Here is a 16,798-nt window from a genome sequence, read left to right on the forward strand (position 1 = left end):
CAGCCAGGGTATTCCCGGAATGCGCCCGGGCCTGTTACGGTCGCGCACCCCTAAAACCCCATGAAAATACCCATCTGTTGTGTCCGCTTGCAATCATTCATCCGCCGCCCGCTGTTCGCAGCCGCGATTTTTCTCCAAATCGCCGGCGCATCCCACGCCCTCGCTCAAATCACCACCGGCGGAAACCACACCGTTGTCGTCAACGAAGACACCGGCGCCGTCGTGTCATGGGGATTGAATACAAACGGACAGCTCGGTGACGGCACCACGCTTTCCCGCACCGAGGCCGTTCCGGTTCAAAAAGCATCGGGCCCGCTCACGGGAATTTCCGCCGTCGCCGCCGGCGGCACGCACAGCGTGGCGCTCGCCTCGGACGGCACCGTCTGGACGTGGGGCAGCAATCTCTACGGCCAGTTGGGCAACGGTAACAACACGCAGCAAACCAAGGCCGTCCAAGTGCTCACGAGCAGCGGCACGTTGACCGGCATCAGCGCGATCGCCGCCGGCGAGCAGTTCACCCTCGCGCTGAAAAGCGACGGCACCGTTTGGGCCTGGGGCGTGAATAGCATTGGCCAACTCGGCATTGGCAGCACCCTCAATCAAAACCGCGCGATGCCGACCGGCCTGACCGGAATCACCTCCATCGCGGCCGGCCAGCTGCACGGGCTCGCCCGCAAGAACGACGGCACCGTCTGGGCTTGGGGCCACAACGTCAACGGACAGGTGGGCAACAACACCACGACGCAGCAAAACACGCCGGTGCAGGTCGTAACCGCCACGGGAGCGTTGACCGGTGTCTCCCATGTGGCTGCCGGCTCCGCCCACAGCCTCGCGCTGAAGTCCGACGGAACGGTCTGCGCCTGGGGTTACAACTTGTATGGCGCGGTCGGCGACAACACCGCCACTCAGCGCCTGGTCGCGACTCCAACCCTTTCGCTCACCAACGTCGTCGCTGTATTGGGCGGCGGATACCACAGTGTCGCGATCAAGAGCGACGGAACAGCCTGGAGCTGGGGCTACAATTTCAACGGACAGCTCGGCGACGGCACCCTGACAGATCGCCGCACACCGATCCAGATGACCGGCCTGGCCAGCATCAAGGCGGTCACCGCCCGCGGAAACCGCACGATGGTCATGCTCACCGATGGAAAAATCTACGGCCTCGGCGACAATTCCTATGGCACCTTCGGCACCGGCAGCGGCAGCGCCGGCTCCAGCTGGGCGCCCGTGACCGTTCCCGGCCTCGATAATCTGAAGGCGGTGAGCGCCGGTATGTTTTCAAGCCTCGCGCTCGATGACGACGGCACGCTCTGGGCGTTCGGCCAGAATGTTTACGGCCAGCTCGGCATCAACAGCGTCGTCAACGCCAGTATTCCCACGGTCACGTTGATTCTCACCAACGTGCAGACGATGTCTGCCGGCTCCTATCACGCCACCGCCGTGAAAACCGACGGCACCGTCTGGGGCTGGGGCCTCAACACCAACGGACAGGTCGGCGACGGCACCACCGTGCAGCGCAATCAACCCGTGCAGGTTCTCACCGCGAGCGCACCGTTGACCAACGCCGTAATGGTGGCCGCCGGCGCGTCGCACAGCGCGGCCTTGAAAACCGACGGCACCGTATGGACCTGGGGCGCCAACAACTACGGCCAACTCGGCGACGGCACCACGACCAACCGCACCAGGGCGGCGCAAGTCGCCACCGTCAGCGGACCGCTTACCGGCATTATCGAAATCTCCGCCGGTGCGCACCACACCGTCGCTTTGAAAAACGACGGCACCGTCTGGATCTGGGGCCGCAATAGCAGCGGCCAGCTGGGCAACGGAAACACCACGTCACAAAGCTACGCCATCCAGGTGCCGCTCGCGACCGCCGCCTTGAGTATCGCCGCCGGTGACGGTCACACCGCAGTGATCATGAATGATCGCACCCTGATGGCCTGGGGCGGCAATGCCTTCGGACAGCTCGGTGACAACTCCACCGCCAATCGTCTCTCGCCGGTTGCCGTCAGCACGATCAGCTCGGTGGCATCTCTCTCCGCGCATAACAACCACACTATGGCCGTAAAGCTCGACTCCACCGTGTGGGGCTGGGGCTCAAACGCGTTTGGCGAGATCGGCAACTCGTCGTTCTCCAACGAGCGCATTCCTAAACAGCTCGCCGGCCTCGTGGCCGCGTCCTCCACGACCGCTCCCAACGCCGGCGATTGCGGAGGCAACCACGGCTTGCTGATCAACTCCGACGGCACCCTGTCAGCCTGGGGTTCGAACCTCTACGGCCAGCTTGGCAACGGGCAGTTCGGTTACTCCACGACTCCGGTCCAGGCCACCTTCGTGAGCTTCACGGATACTTCCGGCCTCTGGGTGGATCAAGCCGCGCCTGCCGGCGGCACCGGAACCTACCTCGCGCCGTTCCAGACAATCGCCGCCGCCATCGCCAAATCCAAACTGGTCTCCGACACCAACACCCGCATCACCGTGCGGGCCGGCACCTACAAAGAGGCCGTCTCGCTCAACGGCACCTACGGCGGCGCCAAGTCCGGCACTCCGGCAAATCCGTTTATCTTGCGCGGCATGCCGGGTGAACGCGTGGTCGTCTCCGGTTTCAAGGCGATCACCGGTTGGACGCTGGATTCAGGCGGCGTTTACGTCGCCAATGTCGGCACGTGGAATTCCGCCAGCCCCACTCCTCCCAATAAATACCCCGACACCTTCTATGTCGGCCGCAGCGAGCGGCTCATGGCGCAGGCGCCCAACGTGGGCACGGGCCTGTGGACTTGGCAGTCGAAGACCACGGGCACCGACTCCTCGGGCGCGGCTTATTCCATCATCACCGACACCGCGCACCTGGTCGGAGTCGGCGATCTCGTCGGCGGCTATGTTCAATACTTCAACGGCGACTCCAACGTCGGCGGCATGATCCTCGAGAACGACCCGGTTGCGGGCACGTTGAAGTTCGCGGGATCGGTGACCACCGGCCCGAACGCGCCCTACATCATCAAAAACCGGCGCCAGCTGGTGGATCGCCCCGGCGAGTGGGCCGTCGTCGCCCAACCTGACGGCACCTACAAGGTCTATTATTGGCCGCACAACTTCGCCGAGCTGGCGAACACCCAGTCGCGGAATGGTTATAACAACGGCATTACCGTCTATGGCGTGCACGATGTCGTGGTGATGGGCTTCGAAGTCGAGGGCATCTCCGGCGCAGGCAACGGCATCAACGCCACGAATTGCCAGAACGTCAGCATCCTCTGGAACGTCGTTCACGACAACGGCGGCTACTTGTGGCAGGGCAACCGCGTCGCCGCCATCAACGGCGCCGGCATCTACCTGCGCAACGTCACCGGCGCGAGCGTGGTGGGCAACAATCACGTCACCTTGAATCACTTCGGCATCGTGCTCACCCAGTGCGCGGACACGGTCGTCACCCAAAACGAAATCGCCTACAACCACATCGACGGCATGGACCTCAGCTCCAACGCCAACCTCTCGACTCCGTGCATCAACATTACGATTTCGGAGAACTACATCCACCATCACTTCAACCTGCTGCAGCACGCCGACGGTATCCAAACATATGAGACAGGCGTTCAAAACCTGAACCTCTTGAACAACGTGATCGTGGGCGGTCCGCAGATCATGATCAACGGCCTCGGAGGCGGCACTTTTGCCGGCAACGTCGTCACCCACGCCTACATCAACAACCTCGCGGGCGCGGACCGAGATCTCCACTACTACGAAAACCCGATCATCACCAACAACAACACATTCGCCACCGGGCTAGACTTGATGGGCGCGATGGCGAACTCCTCGATCGAAAACGTGCTGTATGGGCGTCTCACCACCCGCCGGGGCCAATACACGGGCAATCGCAACCTCTTGCAACCCGTGCCGCTCACCGCGACCACCTACGATGCCGGCAGCTTGATCAGCATCAGCTCCACGGGCGTGTGGAGCGCATTCGGTTACGCCAACACCGGCGTCGCCGGGTTCTATTCGCTCACGGGTCAGGACCAGCATTCCGTCATCGGCGACCGCTTCGCGACGCAGTTCATCAACATGCCGACTTCGGTGCGTTACATCAAAGATCCCACCAAGGGCGGGTCCACGACCACCTCCACCACCGTGTGTCTCTATGACAGCGGCGGCAGACCGCTCGCCGATTTCAAGGTGGGCGATCACGTGGAGTTCAACCTGGACGGCGTGGTGCGCACCGTCACCGCCATCGATACAACCGACAAACTCGTCACCTTCACCCCGGCGCTGTATCGGGTCACCCCCGGTGATGGCGAAGGATGGGCCTCGCTTGGCCGTAATGACTTCCTGGAGAACTGGGGCACGCGCACCAACTTCGCGCGCGACAGCCGGCTGGCTCCGGGCAGCCCGGGCCTGACGATGTCGTCCACCGGCGGACCGATCGGCTCGTTGATCAACCTCGCGCATTACCGCGTGTCCGACTTCGACGGCGACGGCGTTCGCGACAATCCGCAGCTCCCCGCCGACGTGCAGGCCAACCAGGCCGCCCGCGATTTCCACCTCTCGACGTGGTCGTCGTTCGGAAACTAAGCGCAACGCCGAGACCGGTTAAAAAAGAAGGCGGGCCCACTTGGGCCCGCCTTCTTTTTTTACGAAATCAACCGGTTATTTCCGCGCGCTCAACACGTCGCGTTCGTAGGCCTTCACCGCCGGCAGCCACGAGCCGTCGGGCGCCGTGTTGTTGCGCACGCAGAACTCCGCCCACACCGCGCCCCACGGCAGCGACTTGGCGTCTTCTTGCAACGCGAGGCGCGAGGCGAGGTCGCCGGCGGTCTCGACCGCGACCAGCTTCGTGCGAGGCTGGAGCAATCCCATGAGCAACGCCTTCTTGGTGTTGCGCGCGCCGATGATCCACGCGGCGATGCGGTTGATCGAGGCGTCGAAGAAATCCATGCCGATGGCGATGCGGTCCATCGCTCCGCTTTGCGCGACTTCGGCCAGCATGTCCTTGGTCGCGTCGTCGAGCGCGACGACATGGTCGCTGTCCCAGCGCACGCCGCGCGAAACGTGGAAGAGGATGTGCGGCACGAAGAGCAGCAACGAGGAGATCTTGTCCGCGATGTTTTCGGTCGGATGAAAATGTCCCGCGTCGAGACAGTAGCCGATCTGGTTCTTCACCGCGTAGCCGAGATAAAACTCGTGCGAACCGGTAGTGTAGCTTTCCACGCCGATGCCGAAGAGTTTGCTTTCGACGGCGTCGAGGTTGTGCGCGGGGTTCACCTTGGCGGCGAAAACCGCGTCAAGCGACTCCTGCAGACGGGCGCGCGGCGCGAAACGGTCGGCCGGTGTGTCCTTGTAGCCGTCGGGTATCCAGATGTTGGTGACCGCAGGCTTGCCAAGCGCGGCGCCGAAACCGGCGCCGATGCGGCGCGACGCGATGCAGTGGTCGATCCAGAAGCGACGCACACCGGCGTCTTTGTTGGACAACGTGAAACCGTCCGCCGCGTGGCGGTGTCCAAAGCAGGTCGGGTTGAAATCCACGCCCCAGCCGCGTTGTTTGGCCCAATCCACCCACGAGGCGAAGTGCTCGATGGTGAGCGCATCGCGGTCCGCCTTGGCGGCGTTGTCGGTGGCGTAGTTGGCGTGCAGGTTGAGACGAAGCGGTCCGGGAATGAGTTTGGCGACCTGGTCGAGGTCGGCGGTCAGCTCGGCGAAGTTGCGCGCCTTGCCCGGATAGTTTCCGGTGGCGACGCAGCCGGAGCCGGCGTTGCCGGATGCGTTTTCAAAACCATCGACGTCGTCGCCCTGCCAGCAATGCAGGGAGACGGGCGTGGCGGCGAGGGTCGCGAGGGCGGCCTCGGTATCGACGCCCCAGACGGCGAACTGTTCTTTGGCGGATTGATAGGCGGTGGACATGGAGGGATCGGTGAAGGGTTCGGAAGCGTGGTTCAGGCGAAGATTTCTTTGATGGCGCGCAGGCTGGCGCGGAGTTCGGAGCCGAGGTGCGGGTCGCTGTAGTCGCGGCCGATTTTCGGCCCCATTATTTCGAGATAGCCGACAACGTCGTTGACCGGCCATTCGTCGGCGTGGGCGTCGCAGAGCGCTTTAAAGGCGGCCAGATCGACGATGCCTTTTTTCTTTTCCTCGGCGTTGAAGCCAAAGGTGGAGCCGTAAATGGCGTCGGTATTTTTGAAATGGAACTCGTTCATCATCGGAATCCCGGCGGCGAAGAGTTCGGTGTTGGAGTGGATGACCTTTTTATCGGCGTCGCAGAGGCCGTGGCTGATGTCACCGCACAGATAGGCGGGCACGGTGATCGCCGGATTCGCCGCGTGGTCGGCGCGCATCTCGCCGATGTAGTGGCGCATCTCGGCGGGAGTCGTCGGCGGCTCGGCTAGGCAGGACATCGGTTCCATGGTGATGCCTTTGAGCCCGAGCTGATGGGCACGTCGTGAAAGCTCCTTCAGATGGCGCAGGTAGGTCGCGGTGCCGGCGGCTTTTTGCGCAGCAGGCTGGTCGCGGTAAACGGCGCCGGGGTTGGAGCCGACGTAATCCGCGCCGACGAGCGCACCGACTTCCAACAGGCGGTCAAAGCCTTTGCGAGCGGCGCGTTCCATGCGGACGTCGCCGACGAAGAAGCCGCCGAGTTCACGATGGGCGGTGAAGACGGACTTGATGCGCAGTCCGCGTGCTTCGGCCTGGGCGCGGAGGTCCGTGAAGTAGGAATCTTCGAGGACGTAGAGCTCGTAGAAGGAGCCGAGCTGGACGTTTTGAATGCCTTCCTCCGCGAGGAGGTCGAAGAGCCAAGGAAAGCTGTAGCGGGTTTCAATGCAGTCGGTCTTGAGGCCGAGTTGGATTTTCATGAGAGAGGGGAGGTCGGATTTTTTTCACCACGAAACACACGAAATACACGAAAGTCGGAATAATGAGGGATCGGACCTTTTCGTGTGTTTCGTGTGTTTCGTGGTTAATCGGATTGGAAGTTCAGCCGCAGAGGTCGGGGCTGACTTTGAAGATGACTTTGTGGTGCCAGGCTTTGCGCCCATGGATGCTGGCCATGATCTCCGCGCCATTTTCGAGCGTCGGTGTGTCGCTGATCATCGGCGCGATGTGCAGACCGCGATCCATGAACTTGAGCACGTTGCTCCAGTCGTCGGTGCCAAGGGGAACGACCTTGCTGTTCCACGTGCCGTAGATCGTGAGTTCGCGCCGCAGGATGCTGGAGAAATCCTTTTCGCCGATTTTGAACTCGCCGTGGATGTTGCCCATGAAGACGACCTCGCCGAAGGCGGCGGCGACTTGCGTGGCTTGCAGGAACGTCGTCGGGTGGCCCACGGCTTCGACGACGCGTTGCACGCCTTCGCCGCCGGTCGCGTCGAGAATTTGTTTCACCGCGTCGCCGCCGCTCTTCGGGTTCACCGGGATGCAGCCGAGGGCGGCGACGAGGTCGAGTTTGCGTTGGTCCACATCGACGACGAAGACGCGCGCGCAGCCGGAAATCTTGAGCCACTGGGCGACGAGGTTGCCGATGGGACCCGCGCCGAAAACGGCTGCGTCGTCGCCGGCTTGGACCCGCATCTTGCGCACGCCATGGAGCGCGACCGCGGCGGGTTCGGTGCAGGCGGCGTGGAGCAGCGGCACGTGCGCGGGCACGGGCAGCAGGTTGCGCTCGGGAACAATAACGAATTCGCCCATGCCGCCGTCGCGGCGGGAGCCGAAGTAATCGTAGTGTTTCGTCTGCGCGTAGTCGCCCGTGTCGAAGGCCTTTTCGCCGGGTTTTGGGATCAGCGGGAATATGGCGACGCGGTCGCCTTTTTTGCGCGTGAGTCCGTCGGTCTCGACCACGCCGGAAAACTCGTGGCCGAGCACGAGCGGGTAATGATACGCGCCTCCGTCGAAGGCGCGGGGGATGTCGCTGCCGCACACGCCGCAGGCGGCGACGCGCACGAGGACGGTGTTTTCCACACCGAGGCCAACGGTGGGCGCAGGCGGGATCGGGCGGTCGGCGTGATAGACGAGCTGGCCGTTGGCTTCGAGAACGAGGGCGCGCATTTTTTAAAGTAGCGAGTAGCGGGTAGTGGGTAGCGAGTAGGACGGACAGGCGGCGTTCGGGGCTCAGTCCCAATTAATGATGACCTTGAGACTGTCGGAGTCGGCGGCGCGCTTGATCGCGGCGGCGATTTGCGAGTGGTGGAAACGCTCCGAGGCGTTGGTCATGAGTCCGATCTTGGGGAGCTTGCCGTTGCTAAGGAGATCGTGCGCGAGATTCACGCCGTGCATAGAGCTGCCGTGGGTGGCCTGGTAGCATTGGAGCTTGTAGTGGACCTCGTTGTTGAGATCGACCTCGTGGGCGATGCGGGGCTTGCCACCCGCGCCCTTCACGCCGGCGTGGGCGTCGAGCACCGTGCCGTAGCCCATGAGTTTCACCGAGAGCTCGTAGCCTTCGCGAGCCGGCGCGTTCATCATGACGAAGTGCGGCTCGTTGAAGGGACGGCATTCGCGGAAGACATTTTCGACGACGTTTTCGTCCCAACGCACGCCGACCACGCGCTCGTCGCCGAAATCGCGCAGCACTCGGGCGAGGCGCTCCGCGCCGCGGTTCACAAGGATGATCTTGCGCGCACCCATCGCCTGCGCGCATTGCAGCGCATAGGTGGACTGCGAGCCGGCACCGATCAAAACGACGACTCGATTCGTGATGCAGTTGTTGACGCGGGTCATGCCTTCGAGACCGCACGCGAGCGGCTCCAGTTGGCACGCATAATCAGGGTCGAAGCCTGCGGCGAACTTCACGATGGGGCCGAGATCGACAAACCACTTGGGTAGAATGGCGTGCGAGCGGGCAAAGCCGGGAAACTCGTGGCCGGTCGCCTGCGTGTTCGGGCAACTCGTCCAATCTCCGGTGCCCTCGTCGCCGCAGTAAATGCACGCGCGGTCACCGCACGGGATGTCGCAGCCGAGGCCCACCAGATCGCCGGGCGCGAACTTCGTCACGCTCTCGCCCACTGCCTCCACCGTGCAACTCGCTTCATGCAGGATCACCGCGGGCCACTTTTTGATGCGCGGCAGGCCCACTTTGTGAATCACCACATCCGACTGGCACACCGAGGTCCGGCGGGTGCGCAGGAGAATCTCTCCGGGACCGGGTGCCGGCAGTTGCTCAGTCACGGCGGTGAACACGCCGCCCGCTTTATCAAGGTGATACGAGGTGCAGGAACAGGTCATGATTTAAATAAGAGCTTAAAATGATTGATTAATGATTTAATTGAGAGCACTTATCGATCATAAATCAATCATAAATCCATTAAGCAACCCGTCCGATGACTCGTCCTATTCAGCTTTCTCCTTCGATGATGTGCGCCGATCCGTTCGCCCTGAACGAAGTCGTCGCGAGCTTCGTGGCCGGTGGCGTCGAGTGGCTGCACATCGACGTGATGGACGGGCGTTATGTGCCGAATTTCACACTTGGTCCGGACTACTGCCGGGCCCTCGCGGCGGCCTGCCCGGTCCCCCTCGACGTGCATCTGATGGTCGAGGAGCCGGAGCGGCACGTGGGCCTGTTCACCGGGTTTCCCAACGTGCGCGTGAGCTTTCATCCCGAGACGGTGCGTCAACCGGTGCGCTTGATTGAACGCATCCGTGAGGCGGGGGCGTCGCCGGGCATCGCCATCGATCCGGGAATCTCCGTCGAAAGCTGCGCACATCTGCTGCCGTTGGTCGACCAAGTCATGATCATGACAGTCAACCCTGGTTACGCCGGACAAAAGCTGCTCCCGTTCTGCCTGCCCAAGCTCACCCGCGCCCGCGAACTGCTAAACGCCTGCGGCAACGCGAAAGCGCGGGTGGAAGTCGATGGCAACGTCAGCTGGGCCAACATCGCGCCGATGGTCACCGCCGGCGCGGACATCCTGGTGGCCGGCACGTCTTCGCTGTTCGTCAACGGCCGCGTCGAGGCCGCCGCCATCGCCCGCATGCGCGAACTGGCCGCAACCGCGGTCCCCGCAAAAGTCTGACGACCATCCGCGTGTGCGCGCGCGCGCGCTGCACGATGTTGACCGGTCTCCCGCGCATCCCATTCTCCACGCTCTCATGCAACGACTGGAACGACAACGCGCGCTCATAGCCTTGGTGGAGCGCCAAGGCGATCTCACCTTGGAAGAAGCGTGCCGTTCCTTCGCCATCTCCCCCGCGACCGTCCGCCGCGACTTCACCGAAATCGTTGCCCGCGGCGCTGCCGAAAAAACTTGGGGAGGCCTGCGCAAAAACACGTCGGGCCCGGCGGTCAGCGACGATATGGTTCCCAGCGGTCTGCGCGAGACGCTCAACGTCGCGCTCAAGGAGCGCATCGCCCGCGCGGCGAGCGCGCTTGTGCAGGACGGCGACGTCCTCGCGATCGACGGCGGCACGACTACCCTTTGCATGGCGCCTCACCTGGCCAACCGCCCGGTGCGCATCATCACCAACTCGCTGCTCATCGCCCACCGCATCGACCGTCTGCGCACCACCCGCGAAGGCGCCGAGGTTTTTTTGACCGGCGGACTGCTCTACCCGGGCTCCGGTTCGTTGCTGGGGCCGCAAACCGTGGACAACCTCGGCCAATACCACACCCGCTGGGCGTTTCTTTCCTGCGGCGGCCTTGATGCGGAAGGAACTACCAACACCAACCAACTCGTGGCCGAGGCCGAACGCGCCATGATCCGCATGACCACTCAAGCCATCGTGCTGGCCGACTCCACCAAGTGGAGCAAACGCGACATGGTGCGAGTCTGCGGATGGAAAGAGATCTCACTCTTGGTGACCGATGCACCGCTCCCCGCAGATCTTCACACCTCAGTGAAAGTCCGCATCACGGACGCGTAGTCCGAAGTGGAAAACCAGCGATTTTCACTGACCACAGGAAACAATCACATGGCACTGAAATTATCACGTGACGCAGGCCTCACGGTTGCGCCAAATACGATATCCCGACCAACATGCCTGCTACGTAGCCGTCAGTCTTCGTGTCGCGCGATCAATTGTATCTTTTTACGCTTATTGGCCGCAAAAATTCTAGGCCTTTGGCAGCGAGCAGAAGCACGGCCCCTGCGCTGATATAGACGACGAATGTGTGCCGATTTCAAACGCAATGGCCCACAACAATACTGCACGCCTCCACGTGAAATGCGTATCAGTCCGATGCGATTTTCCTATTGAGAATATTTGCCACGGATTTGTCGCAAACACCATAAAGCTTTCTGTTTTTGGATAAAATGGGTTCGAATCCCTCCCTCTTCGCCATTCGTCTGTATCACCTCGATTCAAGGCAAGATGCCTGCGCATATCGCTTTCTTTTCAGCCGTTCCGGTTTCGCGCGGGCATCCGTTTGTGGACTTGCACGCGACCTGATCCCTTCGCAACTTTGCACCTCTCATGAAGAAAGCCCTCATCACCGGTATCACTGGCCAGGATGGTTCGTATCTCGCCGAGCTGTTGCTCGAAAAAGGCTACGAGGTCCATGGCGTCATCCGCCGTTCCTCGACCTTTAACACGAGCCGCATTGATCATCTCTACAGTGATCCGCATGTGAACGGCGTCCGTCTGTTCCTGCATTACGGCGATCTGGCAGACTCCGTGCAGATGGTGAAGCTGCTCTACCAGCTCCAGCCCGATGAGGTCTACAACCTCGGCGCCCAGTCCCACGTGCGCGTCTCCTTCGACGTTCCTGAATACACCGGCGATGTCGTCGGTCTCGGCGCCCAGCGCATTCTCGAAGCCATCCGCGAAGCCGGTCTCGTTGAAAAAGTCCGCTACTACCAGGCCTCGTCCTCCGAGATGTTTGGCAAGGTCCAGGAAGTTCCCCAGACCGAGAAAACCCCGTTCTGGCCGCGCTCACCCTACGGTTGTGCCAAGATGTATGCCTACTGGCTCACGGTAAACTACCGCGAGTCCTACAATCTCCACGCTTCCAACGGCATTCTCTTCAACCACGAGTCGCCCCGCCGCGGCGAAACCTTCGTGACGCGCAAAATCACCCGCGCCGTCGGACGCATCAAACTCGGCCTGCAGGACTCCATCTATCTCGGCAACCTCGATGCGCAGCGCGACTGGGGCTACGCCAAGGAATACGTCGAGATGATGTGGATGATGCTCCAGCAGGACAAACCCGATGACTACGTCGTCGGCACCAACGAAACCCACAGCGTCAAAGAGTTCTGCCAGGTGGCTTTCGCCCGCGCCGGTCTGGACTGGGAAAAGTATGTCAAATACGACGCCCGCTACGAGCGTCCCGCCGAGGTCGAACTCCTCATTGGCGATCCCGCCAAAGCCAAGAAGCAACTCGGCTGGGAGCCGAAGGTTCGCTTCAAAGAGCTCGTCGAGATCATGGTCGACCACGACATCGCCCTCGCCGAACGCGAGGCCCAGATTGCAAAATTGCCCCCGCTGTAAACGGTGTCCGCCGTGAAGCTCTACATCGCAGGTCACAACGGCATGGTCGGCTCCGCGCTCGTGCGCCGGTTCCAAAACGAACCGGGCGTCACGCTCGTCCTGCGCACGCGCAAGGAGCTAGATCTCACCTCGCAGACCGCCGTCGAGGCGTTCTATGCCGCCGAGAAACCGGACGTGGCCATTATCGCCGCAGCCAAGGTTGGCGGTATCCACGCGAACAATACCTACCCCGCCGACTTCCTCTACGAAAACATGGCGCTGGCCGCCAACACGATCCACGGCGCCTACCGCCAGGGCGTGAAGCGCCTGCTGTTCCTCGGCAGCTCCTGCATCTACCCGAAGCATGCGCCTCAGCCCATGCCCGAGAGCTGCCTGCTGACCGGCGAACTCGAGCCGACCAACGAGGCCTACGCCATCGCCAAGATCGCCGGCCTCAAGCTCGCCCAATACTACCGCAAGCAGCACGGAGTCCTCTTTCACTCCGCGATGCCCACCAACCTCTACGGTCCGGGCGACAACTATCACCCGCAGAACTCGCACGTGCTGCCCGCGCTCATCCGCCGTTTTGACGAAGCCCGCGCCGCCGGCAAATCCGAGGTCGTCGCCTGGGGCAGCGGCACCCCCAAACGCGAATTCCTTCACGTGGACGATCTGGCCGACGCCTGTGCGTTTCTCCTCAAGCAGGATAATCCGCCCGACTGGATCAACGTCGGCACCGGCACCGATGTGACTATTAAAGAGCTCACTGAAACGGTCGCCTCGGTCACCGGTTTCGCCGGCAAGATCACGTGGGATTCGTCCAAGCCCGACGGCACGCCGCGCAAGCTCATGGATGTCTCCAAACTGGCCAACCTAGGCTGGAGTGCCCGCATCGCCCTGCGCGAAGGTCTCGAAAAGACCTACGCCTCTTTCCAGGCCGAGCGCGCCGCCAATACGCTGCGCACCTGAGCACCCAGGCTGATTAATCGGAGCACAAAAAAGCGCGGACCGAAAAGGCCCGCGCTTTTTTATTAGAGTTTTGCCGCGGCCGCTTCGTCCACCAGCCAGACCACGCGGTCGGCGCAGCTTTTCAAAATCTGCGATGGCACGTTGATCGGATCATACGGCCCGCGAATCACGCGATGCAGCGCCTCGGCTTTACCCGCGCCGAGTGTCATCACGACGATGAGCCCGCAGTGGCGCAGACCGGTCGGCGTGATGGTGAGGCGCCAGCCTTTGCCCGGCACTTCCTGTCCGCCAAACATCAGTCCGGCATCGTCCTTGAGCAGCGGCGTGCCCGGAAACAACGAAGCCGTATGGCAGTCATCGCCCATGCCGAGGAAGCACACGTCATAAGTGCGTTCAGGGCCGGCGAGAATCAACATCGTGCGGCGATACGCTTCCGCGGCCTCGGCCACCGGCCAGGCCACCATCCACGGATGACGGCGATCCGTCGGCACCGAGAGCGGCTCGAGCAACTGACGCTCGGCATTGCCAAAATTACTCTCCGCGCTGCTGAGCAACACATGACGTTCATCGCTCACGGTCCACTCGATCATGCCGGCTTCGCCTGCTTCGAGTTTCTTCTCCGCGACGATCCAGTTATACCATTCCTTGGGCGTGCCGCCGCCGGTCAGCGCCCACAGGAAATGCGAGTGAGGCGTGCGGCGACGTGCGGCGACACCGAGCTCGAGTGCATGTTGGAAAAGGTCGGCCTTGGCGCCGACGAGGATGCGACCGTAGTCGGAAGTGATTTCACGCATGGCTCGATTTATTGAGATTTGAATCCGCCGTCGCCGGCTTCTTTAGAAAAACATCGCCTCACCCAGCGCCGCTTCGGGGCTGAGCAAGCTTACGGCCGTGGGCAGCGTTGTCTTGCCGGTGCCGAAATCGGCTGCGAAGTAACCGCTGCCATGGGCGAGATCACCGTTCCAGTGGAAGTGATGATCGTTCGAATAATTGAAGCACAATTCGAAGGAAACGCCGTCGGCGCGTTCACGCATTTCGATCGTCACGTCCTTGGCGCCGCAGTCGGCGAGACGCGCCTTCAGCCAGACGGACAACACACGCGCTTCGGCGGCGACCGACGGCTGATGGCTGAGCGTGATGTGCTGCAGACCGTCGATGATCTTGGCCGGCGCATACGCGCTGAGGAACTGGCCGATGCTTTGGCGCACGGGCAACAACCGCGCATGGGCGAGATCGCGCACGACCTCCGGCTTGGGCCAGGGGAACGTGAGGGAATCCGCCGGCGTGATCGCGCTGTCGAGGAGCACGCGTTGCGAGCGCTTGAGCAGGTATTGGAACTGGCCGATGCGCGCGCTCGAGATGAACCGGTGTGGCCAGTAGTAAAGCGGGAGATCCGACGAAAGACAGATGGACACCTGATCCTCAAGAAACGGTCGCGCCGCGAACGGATAGTTCAGCATCACGAACTCGCAGCAACGGGTGTCGCCCTTGGATTTGCCGAGATGGCATTCGCCGTAGATTTTGGCGCGCATCTCGGTCTCGGTGCTGTCGTCCGGCATCGGGCAAAGCACGACGACGCGGCAGGGGTAACGGCGTGAAAAACGCACCGCGATCTGGAACTGCTCCTGGGCGTCCTCGACCGTGGTGCGCAGGCCGAACTGCACGACGAAGTTCACCTGCGTGGCCTTGGAACCATCGCGCGCCGGCGAGGGCCCGCCTTCGTTGGCGGTGTCGTCCCACATGCGCGTCAAGCTGTGCTTGATCGAGCCAACGGGGACTTCGATGCCCGGCAGGGCGTGGAAAGTCTCGGACATGGCGGGCGCGGGTTAAGGCTGACGCCAGATGTGGTTGTTCTTGGCGGTGAGCGCGTCGCCCGAGGGCGGCCCCCAGGAGCCGGCGGGATAACTGTCCATGCCTTCGCGTCCGGCCTTGGCCCAGGCTTCGAGCACGGGCGTGTAAAGTTTCCACGAGGTCTCGGCTTCGTCGCCGCGGATGAACAGCGTGCCGTCGCCGGTCATGGCATCGAGCACGAGTCGCTCGTAGGCCTCGGGCGTGTTGGAGCCAAAGGTCGTCGAGTAGCGGAAGTTCATCTTCACCGGCTGCGTGCGCGTCTCGAGGCCGGGAATCTTGCCGTTGAGCACGAGGCTCAGGCCTTCATCGGGCTGGATCTGGAACGCGAGCGTGTTGGGCGCGAGATTGAAGCGCTCGCTCTCGGCAAACAAGGTGCCGGGCGGACGCTTGAAGTTGACCGCGATCTCCGTGACGCGGCGCGCCATGCGCTTGCCGGAACGCAGGTAGAACGGGACGCCCTGCCAGCGCCAGTTGTTGATCGAAAGACGGATGCCCGCGTAGGTCTCGGTGGCGGATTGCGGGTTGATGCCCTCTTCCTCGAGATAACCTTTGACGGGTTTTCCGCCCATCATGCCGGCGGCGTATTGAGCGCGGGCGACGTCGCCACCAGGGGCGAGATTGAGCGGCTGGATGGCGCGGAGGAGCTTCACCTTTTCGTCGCGAATCGCCTCGGCATCGAGCGAGACGGGCGGCTCCATCGCGGTAAGCGCGACCAGTTGCATCGTGTGATTCTGGATCATGTCGCGGAGCGCGCCGCTCTGCTCGTAGTAACCGCCGCGAGTGCCGACGCCGACTTCCTCGGCGACCGTGATCTGGACGGAATCGATGTAGTTGCGATTCCAGAGCGGTTCAAAAATGGAATTTGCGAAACGCTGCACCAAGAGGTCCTGCACCGTCTCTTTGCCCAGGTAATGGTCGATTCGATACACCTGATGTTCCTCGAGCACCTGACGGATGGTCTGATTTAGCGCGAGGGCCGAGTTGAGATCCTTGCCGAAGGGTTTTTCGATGATGACCTTCGAGTGATGCGGTTTGCCGAGATACTTGGAAGCGAGACCGCTGGCGCCGAGGTTGAGGAGAATCGACGCGAAGACCGAAGGCGGCGTCGAGATGTAGAAGAGCGCCTGCACTTCGCGGCCGAGGTTTTTTTCGATCTCGGCGATATGAGCGGCGAGACGGTCAAACGCGGCCTTGTCGTCGTAACCACCGGCCACGTAGGTCGTGCGCTGGGCGACGCGGCCCCAGACTTCCTCGTTCAGCTCGCGGCGGGAGAACTCTTTGATGGCGGCGGCGGCATCGGTGCGGAATTCCTCGTCGGGGATCGCCTTGCGGCCGTAGCCGACCAGGAAGAAATCAGCCGGCAACAGGTTGTCGAAACTGAGATTGTAGATCGCCGGGATGAGCTTGCGGGCGGTGAGATCGCCGGAAGCGCCGAAAATGACGACAACCGTGGGAGCACTTCCACGATGCTTGCTGAGTCCTTGAAGAAACGGATGACGTTGGGCTTCGGCCATGATTAAGGACTGAATTTCGCAAAGCCGCACGGGCTCAAGCAAGGCTAATGCGGTGAATTATCCGCATGGATTAGCACAATTCC

The 16,798-nt window shown here is 62.2% G+C and carries 12 protein-coding genes; 5 read left to right on the forward strand and 7 right to left on the reverse strand.

Annotated elements, in window-relative coordinates; genetic code table 11:
- Window positions 1–60: 60 nt before the first annotated feature.
- Window positions 61–4,566 carry an RCC1 domain-containing protein gene (locus tag FPL22_RS03820; RefSeq protein ID WP_144228778.1) on the forward strand — a complete coding sequence of 1,502 codons (4,506 nt, stop codon included), beginning with the start codon at window positions 61–63 and terminating at the stop codon, window positions 4,564–4,566.
- Window positions 4,567–4,641: 75 nt separating this feature from the next.
- On the opposite strand, the gene FPL22_RS03825 is transcribed toward FPL22_RS03820, so the two are convergent.
- From FPL22_RS03825 to FPL22_RS03840, 4 genes are all read right to left on the reverse strand, one after another.
- Window positions 4,642–5,892, reverse strand: a complete 1,251-nt coding sequence (locus FPL22_RS03825) for an L-rhamnose isomerase (RefSeq protein ID WP_144228779.1) — start codon at window positions 5,890–5,892, stop codon at window positions 4,642–4,644.
- Between the two features lie 32 nt (window positions 5,893–5,924).
- Window positions 5,925–6,839: a sugar phosphate isomerase/epimerase family protein gene (locus FPL22_RS03830; RefSeq protein WP_144228780.1), complete on the reverse strand. Its 915-nt coding sequence runs from the start codon at window positions 6,837–6,839 to the stop codon at window positions 5,925–5,927.
- A gap of 121 nt (window positions 6,840–6,960) precedes the next feature.
- Window positions 6,961–8,028: a galactitol-1-phosphate 5-dehydrogenase gene (locus FPL22_RS03835; RefSeq protein ID WP_144228781.1), complete on the reverse strand. Its 1,068-nt coding sequence runs from the start codon at window positions 8,026–8,028 to the stop codon at window positions 6,961–6,963.
- 63 nt (window positions 8,029–8,091) lie between these two features.
- On the reverse strand, window positions 8,092–9,201 hold the full coding sequence (locus FPL22_RS03840; protein WP_144228782.1) for an alcohol dehydrogenase catalytic domain-containing protein: 1,110 nt from the start codon (window positions 9,199–9,201) through the stop codon (window positions 8,092–8,094).
- 95 nt (window positions 9,202–9,296) lie between these two features.
- Between FPL22_RS03840 and FPL22_RS03845 the strand changes: the two genes are divergently transcribed.
- The 4 genes from FPL22_RS03845 to FPL22_RS03860 all read left to right on the forward strand — a co-directional run bounded on the left by FPL22_RS03845 (window position 9,297) and on the right by FPL22_RS03860 (window position 13,350).
- A complete protein-coding gene (locus FPL22_RS03845) occupies window positions 9,297–9,989 on the forward strand; it encodes a ribulose-phosphate 3-epimerase (protein ID WP_144228783.1) in 693 nt (230 codons plus the stop codon).
- A 76-nt stretch (window positions 9,990–10,065) separates the two neighbouring features.
- Window positions 10,066–10,836 (forward strand): DeoR/GlpR family DNA-binding transcription regulator, encoded by a 771-nt coding sequence (locus tag FPL22_RS03850; RefSeq protein ID WP_162525181.1) that lies wholly within the window; start codon window positions 10,066–10,068, stop codon window positions 10,834–10,836.
- A gap of 549 nt (window positions 10,837–11,385) precedes the next feature.
- Entirely contained in the window at window positions 11,386–12,402 is a 1,017-nt protein-coding gene (gene gmd, locus FPL22_RS03855; protein ID WP_144228785.1) for a GDP-mannose 4,6-dehydratase, read from the forward strand.
- A gap of 12 nt (window positions 12,403–12,414) precedes the next feature.
- Window positions 12,415–13,350, forward strand: a complete 936-nt coding sequence (locus tag FPL22_RS03860; protein ID WP_144228786.1) for a GDP-L-fucose synthase family protein — start codon at window positions 12,415–12,417, stop codon at window positions 13,348–13,350.
- 62 nt (window positions 13,351–13,412) lie between these two features.
- Here FPL22_RS03860 and FPL22_RS03865 read toward each other — a convergent pair whose 3' ends face one another.
- From FPL22_RS03865 to zwf, 3 genes are read right to left on the reverse strand one after another with little or no spacing between them, the layout of a single operon-like run.
- On the reverse strand, window positions 13,413–14,144 hold the full coding sequence (locus tag FPL22_RS03865) for a 6-phosphogluconolactonase (protein ID WP_144228787.1): 732 nt from the start codon (window positions 14,142–14,144) through the stop codon (window positions 13,413–13,415).
- Window positions 14,145–14,186: 42 nt separating this feature from the next.
- Entirely contained in the window at window positions 14,187–15,164 is a 978-nt protein-coding gene (locus FPL22_RS03870; protein ID WP_144228788.1) for a glucose-6-phosphate dehydrogenase assembly protein OpcA, read from the reverse strand.
- A 12-nt stretch (window positions 15,165–15,176) separates the two neighbouring features.
- Window positions 15,177–16,715 (reverse strand): glucose-6-phosphate dehydrogenase, encoded by a 1,539-nt coding sequence (zwf, locus tag FPL22_RS03875; protein WP_144228789.1) that lies wholly within the window; start codon window positions 16,713–16,715, stop codon window positions 15,177–15,179.
- Window positions 16,716–16,798 lie beyond the last annotated feature (83 nt).

This window comes from Rariglobus hedericola (assembly GCF_007559335.1).
Taxonomy (GTDB): domain Bacteria; phylum Verrucomicrobiota; class Verrucomicrobiia; order Opitutales; family Opitutaceae; genus Rariglobus; species Rariglobus hedericola.